Below are 12,179 nucleotides of genomic sequence, written 5' to 3'. Positions count from 1 at the left end.
CACCTTTTCCGTAACCTGTCACATTATGCCAGCCATCCCCCGCCGCATCTGCATTTATTCCAAAGACGTAAGTAACATCACGGGCAAAAGTGAGCGTCATGCCCGCGCCCTTCTCAGCCGTATCCGTTGCGCCCTCGGCAAAGCCCGCGGCGACCTCATTACCATCCACGACTTCTGCCAGGTCACCAAGCTCCGTCCCGAAGACGTCGAACAGTTCCTCATCAATTAACTTCGCCCTGGAATGAAGCCCACATACCCCGGACATACGTCGGATATAGAGTATCAATTCCGATAGGCAGAGAGTAGGGTTCGAATACTCCCCAGTTTCTGCCGGGCAGCCAAACTAGCTTAATGCGGTCTAAGAGGATTCCAGCAAATTTGAAGAACCCCCGCATATTGGAGCACACCAAAGCAAATCAAATTGTTGGTGAACCCAGCGGTGAACTGCGTTGATGAAACGGTCGTGAACGGCTGATAATTAATCGCTTATATTGGTTGAATTAATCCCAGCCGGATCACCAAAAGCCTCTCAGAAATGGGAGGCTTTTTCTTTGTCTGGCAAGTCGTGGGCAATCAAAAGGTACGGCCGACATGAGATATTAGGAGGCTTACACTATATCAAAGCCTAAAGGCCTGCTCGCTGATGCTATCCCGAAAAAATTCTTGGTGTAGGGCACAGGCAAGGAAGTTGAACGCGCTAGCAGGGAATAACACGGCGGGCGGCTAAGAAAAGCTAACCCCGAGGCAGCTGCTATAAGTACACGGACGAGCGTATGGACGTTTTCTGAAGGCTATAAGCCTCAAGCCGATACTGCTTGCCGGGCATGGAGACTGCACTAGCCATGCCGGCATTCACCAAGCCTTACGGCCGGGGCGGCTCGGACTGAAGCAACAGCTCGAGTTGGATGTCGCTGCGCTCATAGGGCGAAGGAGGAGCCGAGGTAGTGGGGCGAAAGCCCAGCTGCTGGTACAGGTGCAGGGCAGGTACCAGCTTAGTATTGCTTTCCAGATATAGACGTCGAGCCCCCAAGGCCCGGGCTTTGGCAATGGCTGCCTCCGCCAATTTCCGCCCGATGCCGCGACCTTGCATCGTGGGAGCCACAGCCATCTTGCCCAGCTCATAAGTAAACTCATCCATCTTGTAGAGGGCACATGTCCCTACAATCTGCCCGCTACAGTCGGCCAGCAGAATATGCCCCCCACGCTGTAGAACGTACTCCTCAGGGTGGTCAAGTACGCGAAAGTCAGCATCTTCGAGGCGGAAATACTGCTCAATCCATTCCGTGTTGAGGCGCTTGAAATCAGCTTGATACCGTGGTTCAAAATCCAACAACTGTATCTCCACTGCTCCTGCCTGTTCTTGGCTCTGCATAGCCAGAAGGTACGCATATATAGATAATTATAGGACTGATTCTGTCAATTAACCTTGGAAGTTATAGCTCTTAAGCAGTTCTTCAGCTCCACGCCGGGCAGCAATAATGTTGTTGCGTTCAAATTCAATCTGGATATTAATGAGTTCCTAGCTGCTAATCAAAGCCCTATCACGGATGAAACACGGCGAGCGGTGCGTCTGACGACCAATAAAGCTACACAAACCCAACTTCTGCTTAAAATAAGGCAATAGCCGAGACGAATGTATGCAGCAACGAAAAGGCTGGCGACCAGAATTGTTGGCTTTTTGGTGCTGCTAGCCTGCCGCTTTGAGTCCGGCTAAGATTGCTCCAGCCTTACTTTAGGTCGAGAGCCGGTGCCAACCTTTGAAAACGAATGGTATTCAGGCGTGGTAACTGTTTAGCTCCATGGGTGATGGTTGATCAAAGAAAGATGCTACCTTATAGACATTACTCACTCCTAACCTAGCGCAACCATGCTATTCAAACCCTTACAAAATGGTGCAGATTTGCCCATCACCATAAACTTGGATCAGGTCGTTGCGTTCCGCCAAACAGAGTCCACACCGGGCCTGATTGACGTAGCCATCATCATGACGCGCCCCGAAGCAGATATTACCCTGAAAGGCATTCCGCAGGAAAAGGTGGAAGATCTGATCAGAGACATTCTAACCCGCGAGGGAGAAATCATACCCAAGCATAAGCACTTAAATTCTACTTTCTATAAAACCGACGAGCGTTGGGAGCCGGGCGAACAATATAACTAAGCGCTGGCCTAAGCCTCTTACTGAAATCAACTAAAAAAGCCCCCCAGGTATCCTCTGGGGGGCTTTTTTAGTGGGCTATGCAACACCTTAGCTTACCTCGCCACGTAGCACTTCCAGCGGCGGGCGCGTCAGCACGTCGCGGCTATTGAGCAGACCGATAAGCGCGGTGAGAGCGGTGGTGAGTAAAGCCAGCAAGAGCAACGGACCGATTTGGGGCGCGAAAGGCACCTCAAATACAAACGCGCCCAAGGCCCAGGCCGCCATTACCGCCAGCCCCAGCCCCGCTACCGCCGCGAGCAGGCCCAGCAGCGAGTATTCGACCAGAGTGATGCGCAGAATCTGGGCCCGGCTGGCACCTAAAGTGCGCAGCAGCACACTTTCGCGCACCCGTTGGTAGCGGCTTACTACCACCGAGCTCACCAGCACCAGCAGGCCCGTGGCCATACTAAATAAGGCCATAAAGCGGATGACAAAGGAGATCTTAGTGAGAATTTCGTCCAGCGTTTGCAGAATCAATCCCAGATCAATGGCCGATACGTTGGGGTAAGTGGCGACTAGCTCACGCTGCACGGTGGCCAGAGTGGCATTGTCGGGCACGCGGGTGAGTAGTACGTGAAACTGCGGGGCCGGCTCCAGCACGCCTTTAGGAAATACCACCAGAAAGTTGGTTTGCACCCGGCTCCAATCGACGGTGCGGGTGCCGCCTACGATGGTGATGAGCGGGGCACCCTGCACATTGAAGGTTAGCGTATCGCCAATTTTGATTTTTAACCGCTCCGTAAATCCATCATCAAAGGACACGCGCGGAATGCCGTCGGAGCCGAGAAAAGGAGCCTTGCCAGCGGCCAGGGTTTCGGAACTGATGAGGGAATCGCGGTAGGTGACGCGGTATTCCCGGCCCAAAGCACCTTTGGAAACGCCGCTGGCCGTGTCTTTTTTCAGTTCCGTCGCCGAGCGCCCGTTGATAGCGGACAAGCGCATCGTCACGACGGGAACCTGCTGCAACACAGGTAGTTTATTACGCTTTACGAGTTGGGTGACGCCTTCCCGCTGGGCCGACTGGATATCAAACAACACTAAGTTCGGCTGGCCATTGGTAGACGATATTTCTACCTGGCTCAGGAGCAGACCTTGCAACAAATACAGCGTGGCCAATAGAAATACGCCCAAGCCAATAGAAACGGTTAGCAGCAATGTCTGATTATTAGGCCGATACAAGTTAGCCAAGCCCTGTCGCCACACATAGCTCCAGGAGCTAGGAAAGTACCGCCGGACTAGCCGGCGCAGGCCTTCGCCCAACCCTGCCAGCACGCCGAACGTGAGCAATAAGCCCCCCGCGAAGCCCAAAGCCAGCTTCCAGTCGCGGGTTTGGAGGTAGGCGAAGCCGGTAATGAACAGGATAATCAGCCCGTACACCAGGCCCCGCAGCGGATCAGGGCCCGCAGTGTCTTCTTCCAGCGAAGCCCGCAACGTGCGCAGCGGCGACACCCGCCGAATGCTCAACAGAGGTAATAAGGCAAACAACACGGCTACGAAAACGCCCGTCAGAATACCTTCTGCCACCGCCGACCAAGAAATGCCCACGCTCACCGTGACGGGCAGAAAACCCTCCACCACTTTAGGAAGCAGCAACTGCACGCCTGTACCCAGGGCAGCTCCCAAAATGGCCCCCAGCAAACCCATAAGCGCCGTTTGGAGCAAATAAATCAAGACGGCCTGCCAGCCGCTGGCGCCCAGGCAGCGCAGCACGGCCACGGCGGCCACCTTCTCGCGCACGTACAAACTCACGGCGCTGGCCACGCCCACGCAGCCCAGCAACAGCGCCACGAAGGCCACCAGATTTAGAAAACGGGTGACGTTAGTAAAGGAACTGCCCGTTTGGCGCTTGCGCTCGGCCACGGTGTCGCTGTCGATATTGGCCTGGTCGAGGCGGGCTTCCAGGGGCTTGATAATCTGGTCGACATTAGTGCCGGGCGCAAACTGGTAGTAGGTGCGGTACTGCACCCGGCTGCCGCGCTGTAACAAACCCGTTTGCTCCACCAATTCGCGGGGAATAAATACCGTGGGCGCCACGGAGGCGCTAAATCCAGATTGGCCCGGTGTCTTGCGCACCCGCCCCGCAATGCGGAAAATCAACTCGCCCACTTTGATAGAGTCGCCGGGCCGCGCAGCAAATTGGGCCAGCAGCGCATCATCGACCAAGGCCACGCGCTGGCCAGTGGCACCAGCTTCGCGGAACGCAGCTACCGCAGCGGCTGGCTCCGTGAGCCATTCGCCGTAGTAAGGAAAGCCCCCGTGAGGGCCCGAACCTGGGCCAGGCGCACGCCCTGACCCTTGGGAAACTGTACCAGCGACGCAAACGCTACTTCGTCGCTGCGGCGACGGCCGAGTTGGCGTAGGGTAGTTTGGAGCGTGGAATCAAAGGGCTGACTGGCGGAGAGCACCAAATCGGCCCCCACCAGCTCGCGCGCCTGCTCGTCGATGCTGCGGGCCAGGTTGTCGCCGAAGCCGTTGATGCCCACCAGCGCCGCAATGCCCAGCACGATAGCCGAGGTAAACAGCAGCAAGCGGGAGCGGCTGCGGCGGCTGTCGCGCCACGCCATGCGCCAGAGCCAGGGAAGATTAGACATGAGATAAAAAGCTCAGATTAGCATTAAAAGTGAAATAGACGCTCTCATAGTAGACCGTCATGCAGAGCGCAGCGAAGCATCTCGCTCGCGGTAGTGGGATTACTACTTCATCATCAGCACGCGAGATGCTTCGCTGCGCTCTGCATGACAACCTTGAGGGATTGGTCTTTGTGTACTCCCTACAATCCTACCTGTATGCTTTCCTGATTAACCGTATCCGACACCACCGCTCCACCTTTGAGGCGCACGATGCGCTGGGTGCGGGCGGCCAGCTCCAGGTCGTGGGTGACGAGCACGAGCGTGGTGCCGGCTTCGCGGTTTAGCTCAAACAGCAGCTCTACTACCGTGGCGCTGGTATCGGCGTCGAGGTTGCCGGTGGGCTCGTCGGCAAAGAGGATTTTGGGACGATTAGCGAAGGCGCGGGCCAGGGATACGCGTTGCTGCTCGCCGCCCGAAAGCTGGGTGGGGTAGTGGTGGCCACGCCCGCCCAGGCCCACGCGCTCCAGCAGTTCCTGGGCGGTTTTGGTGCCACCACGCACGCCGCGCAGTTCCAACGGCACCAGCACGTTTTCGAGGGCGGTGAGCGAAGGCAGCAGCTGGAAATTTTGGAAAATGAAGCCTACATGCTCGTTGCGCACAGCGGCGCGCTGGTCTTCGCTGAGGTTGTCCAGCTGAATGCCATTCAGCCAGACGCTGCCCGCGCTGGCCCGGTCGAGGCCGGCGCACAAACCCAGCAAAGTGGTCTTGCCGCTACCCGACGGACCTACAATAGCAAATGTGTCTTGAGCCTGTAATTCAAAACTAACGGCTTCCAGCACCGTAAGGTCGCGGCCACCGCTGGCGTATGATTTGGTGAGATTTTCTACTTTAAGCACGAAGAAAGGTCGTATAGATTGTTAAAAGGGACAGTAAAATAGGCGGTCATGCAGAGCAACGCGAAGCATCTCGCGTGCTGATGCTAGGTTACTAATCCTAGCTACCGCGAGCGAGATGCTTTGCTGCCGCTCTGCATGACGTTCCATTACTATCTAACATTCTAAACGACGGTTTAACCTTTATAATACTTTCTGTCGTTACGCATATACTTCAAAAAGGCCCCCACGCATGAAAACCTTATTGTCTGCATTTAGTTGCTGCTTGCTGCTCACGCTGGCCAGTTGCGGCTCCGATTCGCAAACTTCCACGTCCGCCGTCCGCCCGCCCACCCCCGATACAAAGGCTTCTACATCGCAGTCCCAAACCATTCTTTTCTTTGGTAATAGCCTAACGGCAGGCCTGGGCGTAGAGCCGGAAGAAGCCTTTCCAGCGCTTGTCGGTCAGAAAATTGACTCGGCGGGCCTAGGCTATACCATAGTGAATGCCGGTCTGAGTGGCGAAACAACGGCCGGCGGACGCAGCCGCGTGGGTTGGGTATTGCGCCAGCCCGTCGATGTGTTTGTATTGGAGCTGGGGGGCAATGATGGCCTGCGCGGCCTGCCTATCGCCGACACGCGCCGCAACCTGCAAGCCATTATTGACACCGTGCGTCGCATTAGTCCCCAAGCTCAAATCGTGCTGGCGGGCATGCAGATTCCGCCCAACTTAGGCGCAGACTACGCCACCCAGTTCAAGCAAACCTACATCGATCTGGCCCGCGAGAACAAGCTGGTGCTCATTCCTTTCCTACTCGAAGGCGTGGGCGGAGTAGCTAAGCTCAACCAGCCCGACGGCATTCATCCTACGCCCGCTGGCCACCGCCTTATTGCTCGCACCGTATGGGATATTCTGCAGCCACTGCTACGGCAGCCTGTGGCAGCTGAGGCGGCAGCGGGCTAACCAGAATTAGGTGTTAAACAAATTCAGCAGCACGCTAAGATTCATTGCCGGAAACGGCTTGAGCCTGCACCAATTTTTCGGCTCTAAATAAGTCGTCGCTGGCCTGTAGAATCTTAGCCCGTAGTTTCGGATTATACTTTGGGTGCTCCGTTATGAATGCGCGAACCGTGCGGGCCGCCGTTGGGGTTTGATAAGCGCCGAATGTGGCCTGTAGCCAAGAATAAGGAAAGAAAATATCACCCGTCTGCTGAATTTCGGCCAACAGATTCAAACTTTCTGGCAAGTATTTTTCGGATGATTCGGCGCGTAGCGGATGGTGCAAACAGGCCAGCGCTGCTACTACCCAAGCTTCTTTGCTACGGTTCTTTTCTTCCTTTAAAGAAGCAAAAAATGCGTCTCTGGTTTTTACGTTAGACGACAGCGCCGGCATCATAAATTCCATGCGCTTTTTGCGGTCGTCGTTCTTAATTCTGACCAGTTGCTTCTGCAAAATTTCGCCGGCGGCGGCATAGTCGCGGACCGCTAGCGCTAATGCCAAAGCGGTATAGTCATCTTCCGTTAACTTGACCCCAGCCGGGGCTTTTTCTGTTGCCCAAACCTCGTGTAATTTCGCTTGTGCCGCTGGGGTTAGTGCTACCGATTGGTACGCTTTAAATAGTTGCTTTTTAGCATTGCTATTTGGGTTCTGCTGCATGGCCTGCCAGATCTCATTTTCCAGGGCAGGAGCCAGTTCAGGACGTTTTGCGGGGGGCAAAAATTTCCAAAAAATATCGCTTAGCTGACTAGTCAGCAGCTTTAAATTCAGCTCCTCTTTTTCCTGAGTAAGACCCTGCCGATTTAGCGCTAATAGCTCCAACGGCGTTACTACGCGGCCATCGAGCATATTCTCGTACAAGTTCACGCAAGCCGCTGCCCGCGCCACCGGATTCTTGAGTGCAAACACATTGGGGGGCATTTTCTTATCCACCGGAAACAGGCCGTAGCCCAAGCCTGTCGAATTGAAAAGAATATACGTGGGCGCTGGTTCACCTTCCACGGCTTTTAGCGCCACTTCGCGCTGGTCCATCGTCACTGTAAACTCCTTTGTAGTAGTTGGGTATACCAGCGTTATTTCAAATAGCTGCGGCCAGATACGGTCCGACTTGTCTTCTGCATTTTGCGTCAGGGTTAGCTTCGATATTTTGCCCCCCAGCGTCTGCAAATCATACTCAAATACGGGGCGGCCTGGTTCATTTACCCACACCTGATTCCATGCCTGCAAATCGGCTGGCGTACGAGCATCAAGTAAGCTGATTAGGTCGGGCCAGGTGGCGTTGCTGAAAGCATATTTGCGCAAATATTCCTGCAAGCCTTGCTGAAATTGTTCAGGGCCCATCAGGCGCTCCAGTTGCCGCATCATAATGGGCGCTTTGTGGTAAATAATGTTGCCATAAAGTGAGCCCGCATCCTGTAAATTCTCCAGCGGCTGACGAATCGGGTTTGCGCCTTCGGTGCGGTCGATGCCGTACGCGGCGGGAAAATGATCCAGCACGAATTTGAGGTCGTAGTTGGAATTTTTGACGGCTATTTGGGTGATTTTATCGGCCATGAAGTTGGCAAATACCTCCTTCATCCACACGTCGTTAAACCACTGCATGGTCACCAAGTCGCCAAACCACATATGAGCGGTTTCGTGGGCAATAAGGCTGGAACGGGCTAATTTCTGATCTTGGGTAGCGCCTTCATCCAGAAACAAAGTAGACGCCTTATAATCAATAGCTCCTACGTGCTCCATACCGCCATATTGAAAATCGGGAATGGCCACGAAATCAAACTTTTGGAACGGGTAGGGGATGCCCGTATAAGTCTGCATAAAAGCCAATGCATCGCCATGAATCTGGAATATCGGGTCCAAACTTTGGCGCAGTTTGCTGGGGTCGGTTTCGCGGTGCAGAAACTGCATGGCATACCCTTTTTCTTTGCGCGAAATTCGCTTGAAATCGCCGGCCGCAAACGAAAATAAATAGGTGCTTATCGTATCGGAGGGCGCGAAACGATACGTCTTATTTGTCGCGGTTATTGTCGAATCCTGCAGCGGCCCATTGGCCATAGCCTGCCACCATTTTGGTAAGGTCAGTGTGAGTTGAAAATTAGCCTTCAAGCTAGGCTGATCGAAAACCGGAAATACTGTGCGGGCGCGGTCAGGCACGAGCAGCGTATAGAGGAAATCGTCACTCCTATTAAGCGATAAATTACCAGCGATAAACTCAATCTCAACCTGGTTTTTACCGCTTTTTAAATTCGCCGTTGGGATGATGATGTGCTCATTGCGGTGGTCAATGGCAACCGGCTTTTTATTGACAACAAGACGCTTCAGTTGGTCGGTATTTTCCTTAAAATCGAGTTGTAGGGGGCTTTTATTTTCACTCAGAACAAAAGACACGGATTCGGTAGCTAGAATAGGTTGTTCCTTAGTCGCCGGAATAATAAAGTGCAGCGTGTACGCCAACTCCGACACTACTTGGCTGCGGTAGGCAGCGAGTTGTTGCGAAACGCCTTTTTCTACGGCTATATCTTTTGTTTCCATAGCTTGGCTGCAACAAACCAGCACGGCCACAATGAAGGGAAATAAACCGAACCGGATGTACTTACTGAACCTGTTTTTCATAAAAGGAAAGCAGCAGAAGGAAGCCACAAGATCAAACTAAATCGCGGATCAATGACCAAAATACTTCGTTCATCCATCGCCCACTTAGCTGGTGGTTGACAAAACAAAAGGTCCTATTGGAATGACAACGCGTGCCATTCCAATAGGACCTTAAATTATACTTGCTTGCGCCTAGCTTTGCTTTTCAACCAGTCGCTTCAGCTTGTCGTACGTTTGCTGCGACTGCGTGTGCTGACGCTCTACTTCCTGGCGTAAAGTACCAGTCAGAGTACGGTCGCTGAGGGCTTCTTTGTAGGCTTTCAACGCCCACATTTCACCATGAATGTTGGTAGCCAAAATCGTTTTTTCGCTGTGGCCGGTTACGGCAGCCGACGCTTCCATGAAGCGACGATAGATCTTGCCTTTAATTGTGGTGCCTTCTTCGCGCTCACCGCCCAGCAGACGCAGGTGGTTGTTTAGCTCGCTCGCAAAGCGCTGGCTCTGACTAACTAGCTGCTTGTAGTAGCCAGTAAGCTCCGTGTCCTGGCTTTCCTCTACGGCCTTTTTGTAGCCCTCGATCCGGTCATTGACGAAAAGCAGCAGTTCGTGTAGGGTGTCGGCTTTTTTGTCGGTGCTCTTGCTTTTACCTTTGCCTTTGGTTAGCAGAAGGCCTACACCCAGAGCTAGAGCAGCCCCGCCCACTACTTTCTGAGTGGTGCTGAGCTTGTTGTAGCTGGTGGTAGCTTTAGTACCCAAATCCTTTACCGACTTGGGCAGCTGGCCGAGCAAATCGGGTACGCTACCTTGATTAAGCCAGTTCTTGGCCTGGTCGAGCAGCTGGTCGGAGCCTTGCGACTGCTTTGACTTGTTATTTTGCTGAGATGATTGCTGTGATTGGTCCATGATGCAATTAGTGATATAGTAATGACAGGGCTTACGTCAGTTTGGGAAAACTGGTTAAGTTGAGCTTGCTTAATTAGCGAGTTGCTTTGACAACGAGCCCACTATTTTTGTCGATTTTCATCAGCAATTCCTGGGTTTTAAAACTCCAATAGACGCTTGCCAGCCAGTAAAGACTACTATGCGACAAGCCAGACGAAATTTTGAAATTGCCAGGAAAAGAACCTAAACCACTCAATTTAGCAGATGCAAAACCGGCGTGGGGGGCAAATTCAAAGGCCACAGCCCCAAATTTATCCTTTGGGCGACTCGGGTATCGTGCTGCAATTCAGCCGCCTTTACGACACCGTGGCTCAGCAACATATTCGGGCCTGCTGCGCCTACCTCGACCAGCTGAACGTGGCGGGCTTGCTGGAGTACGTGCCGGCCTACACTACGCTCACGCTCTATTATAACCCGTGGCTGGTGAGTGAGGAAGGCCGCTTCGACCCTTACGCCCGCATGACGGAAACGGTGCAGCAAATGCTGGCGCAAGCGCAAACTCTTCAACTGGAAGCCGTCCCTGCCTTAGTTGAAGTACCGGTGTGCTACGGCGGTAAAGTGGGACCAGATATGGAGGAAGTGGTTCGCCACACGGGGTTGTCGGAAGCAGAAGTTATTCGGCTTCACTCCCAGGCCGAGTATGTGGTAGCAATGGTCGGGTTCGCCCCCGGATTTCCGTATTTAGCGGGCATGCACGAGCAAATAGCAACTCCACGTAAGGCGCAGCCCCGAGCCCTGGTGCCGGCCGGCTCGGTGGGCATTGCCGGCCAGCAAACCGGGGTGTACTCTATCCCCACGCCGGGCGGATGGCAGCTAATCGGGCGCACACCCAGGCGGCTTTTTCGCCCTCGCCACGAGAATCCTAGTTTGCTGCGGGCGGGCAATCAGGTGCGCTTCGTGCCCATTACGGCCGCGGAATTTGAGCAGCAGAACAAGCATGAGTCTTAGCATTCTCAGCCCCGGCCTCCTGACCACCATTCAGGATTTAGGTAGAATCGGCTACCAGAAAGAGGGAATTATCGTGAGCGGGGCCATGGATGCGCTGGCCCTGCGCGTAGCCAACTTACTGGTAGGCAACCAGGAGGATGAGGCCGGCCTGGAAGTCACGCTGCTCGGCCCTAGAATCCGGTTTGATGAAGATCAGCTCATTGCGCTTACCGGCGCCAGTCTGGCTCCCACCATCAACGGGCAGCCTGTAAAAATGAACCGGCCCATCTTCGTGCGCCAGGGCAGCGTGCTACAATTTGCCCCCCAGGGCTCTGGCTGCCGTAGTTATATAGCGGTGGCGGGAGGCTTAACTGTGCCGCTAGTACTAGGGTCTCGCTCTACGTACCTGCAAGCCGGTATTGGCGGTCGGCAGGGGCGGGCCTTAAAAACCGGCGACGTAATAGCCTGCCCAGGACCACTAGGTTCTGTACGGCAGTTTTGGTATGAAAAGCTGGCTGCTACACCTGGTAAGGCGTGGGTGCAAGCCGCCTGGACGCCCAGCCCCGAATTGTATCAGGGGCCGCAGACCAACCCCAGCATCCGGGCCGTGCCGGGGCCGGAGTATAGCTTGTTCTCAACCACTTGTCAGCAGGATTTCTGGAATCAAGAGTACATTGTAACATTGGCCTCCAACCGCATGGGTTACCGCCTACGTAGCGACGGCGCGGCCCTGGCCCTGATGCAGCCCGAGGAAATGCTCTCCAGCGCCGTACCCTTCGGCACCGTACAAGTACCCACCGATGGCCACCCGATTGTCTTGCTGGCCGACCACCAAACCACGGGCGGCTATCCGCGCATCGCTCAAGTAGTCACGGCAGACTTTTCGCTGCTGGCGCAAGCGCCGCCGGGGGGCAAAATTCGCTTTCAGGAGGTGTCGCTGGCCGAAGCCCAGCGCTTGTATTGCCAGCAAGAGTTGAACGTACAGCAGTTTCGGCGGGCTTTAGCCCTCAAAAATATGCAAAGTAAATAGCCAAAAGAGGCGCTCAGCATGACCGCCTCTTTATTAGTAGTTAGTACCACA

General features: G+C 54.3%; 12 protein-coding genes and 1 pseudogene. 6 read left to right on the top strand and 7 right to left on the bottom strand.

Annotated elements, in window-relative coordinates; all coding sequences use genetic code 11:
• The first annotated feature begins 25 nt into the window (after positions 1-25).
• Positions 26-229 (top strand): hypothetical protein, encoded by a 204-nt coding sequence (locus MKZ35_RS08570; protein WP_482512808.1) that lies wholly within the window; start codon positions 26-28, stop codon positions 227-229.
• A 633-nt stretch (positions 230-862) separates the two neighbouring features.
• On the opposite strand, the gene MKZ35_RS08565 is transcribed toward MKZ35_RS08570, so the two are convergent.
• Positions 863-1,372 (bottom strand): GNAT family N-acetyltransferase, encoded by a 510-nt coding sequence (locus MKZ35_RS08565; RefSeq protein WP_482512807.1) that lies wholly within the window; start codon positions 1,370-1,372, stop codon positions 863-865.
• 54 nt (positions 1,373-1,426) lie between these two features.
• On the opposite strand from MKZ35_RS08565, the gene MKZ35_RS08560 reads away from it, so the two are divergent.
• The gene (locus MKZ35_RS08560) at positions 1,427-1,624 is read left to right on the top strand and encodes a hypothetical protein (protein WP_482512806.1); all 198 of its coding nucleotides are present in this window, start codon (positions 1,427-1,429) and stop codon (positions 1,622-1,624) included.
• A 243-nt stretch (positions 1,625-1,867) separates the two neighbouring features.
• A complete protein-coding gene (locus MKZ35_RS08555; RefSeq protein ID WP_482512805.1) occupies positions 1,868-2,158 on the top strand; it encodes a hypothetical protein in 291 nt (96 codons plus the stop codon).
• Between the two features lie 87 nt (positions 2,159-2,245).
• Here the strand turns inward: MKZ35_RS08555 and MKZ35_RS08550 are convergent, their stop codons facing one another.
• From MKZ35_RS08550 to MKZ35_RS08535, 4 genes and pseudogenes are all read right to left on the bottom strand, one after another.
• The gene (locus MKZ35_RS08550) at positions 2,246-3,721 is read right to left on the bottom strand and encodes an ABC transporter permease (RefSeq protein ID WP_482512846.1); all 1,476 of its coding nucleotides are present in this window, start codon (positions 3,719-3,721) and stop codon (positions 2,246-2,248) included.
• Positions 3,698-4,375 (bottom strand): annotated as a pseudogene (locus MKZ35_RS08545) (ABC transporter permease); the annotation flags it as partial. The pseudogene MKZ35_RS08545 and the gene MKZ35_RS08550, both read right to left, overlap by 24 nt.
• Positions 4,376-4,401: 26 nt before the next feature.
• Positions 4,402-4,788, bottom strand: a complete 387-nt coding sequence (locus MKZ35_RS08540) for a hypothetical protein (RefSeq protein ID WP_482512804.1) — start codon at positions 4,786-4,788, stop codon at positions 4,402-4,404.
• Between the two features lie 179 nt (positions 4,789-4,967).
• The gene (locus tag MKZ35_RS08535; RefSeq protein WP_482512803.1) at positions 4,968-5,663 is read right to left on the bottom strand and encodes an ABC transporter ATP-binding protein; all 696 of its coding nucleotides are present in this window, start codon (positions 5,661-5,663) and stop codon (positions 4,968-4,970) included.
• A gap of 229 nt (positions 5,664-5,892) precedes the next feature.
• Here MKZ35_RS08535 and MKZ35_RS08530 point away from each other — a divergent pair, with 229 nt between their 5' ends.
• The gene (locus MKZ35_RS08530) at positions 5,893-6,603 is read left to right on the top strand and encodes an arylesterase (protein ID WP_482512802.1); all 711 of its coding nucleotides are present in this window, start codon (positions 5,893-5,895) and stop codon (positions 6,601-6,603) included.
• A gap of 34 nt (positions 6,604-6,637) precedes the next feature.
• Here MKZ35_RS08530 and MKZ35_RS08525 read toward each other — a convergent pair whose 3' ends face one another.
• On the bottom strand, positions 6,638-9,169 hold the full coding sequence (locus MKZ35_RS08525) for a M1 family metallopeptidase (protein ID WP_482512801.1): 2,532 nt from the start codon (positions 9,167-9,169) through the stop codon (positions 6,638-6,640).
• Between the two features lie 252 nt (positions 9,170-9,421).
• On the bottom strand, positions 9,422-10,132 hold the full coding sequence (locus tag MKZ35_RS08520) for a PA2169 family four-helix-bundle protein (RefSeq protein ID WP_482512800.1): 711 nt from the start codon (positions 10,130-10,132) through the stop codon (positions 9,422-9,424).
• A gap of 243 nt (positions 10,133-10,375) precedes the next feature.
• On the opposite strand from MKZ35_RS08520, the gene pxpB reads away from it, so the two are divergent.
• Both pxpB and MKZ35_RS08510 read left to right on the top strand, forming a co-directional pair.
• A complete protein-coding gene (gene pxpB / locus MKZ35_RS08515) occupies positions 10,376-11,119 on the top strand; it encodes a 5-oxoprolinase subunit PxpB (protein ID WP_482512799.1) in 744 nt (247 codons plus the stop codon).
• Entirely contained in the window at positions 11,109-12,128 is a 1,020-nt protein-coding gene (locus MKZ35_RS08510) for a 5-oxoprolinase subunit C family protein (RefSeq protein ID WP_482512798.1), read from the top strand. The genes pxpB and MKZ35_RS08510 overlap by 11 nt, the downstream gene beginning before the upstream one ends.
• Positions 12,129-12,179: the final 51 nt, after the last annotated feature.

It is taken from the genome of Hymenobacter sp. R533113, assembly GCF_056835965.1.
The sequence above is the reverse complement of the archived record's forward strand: the minus strand, read 5'-3'. Positions and strand labels throughout refer to the sequence as shown.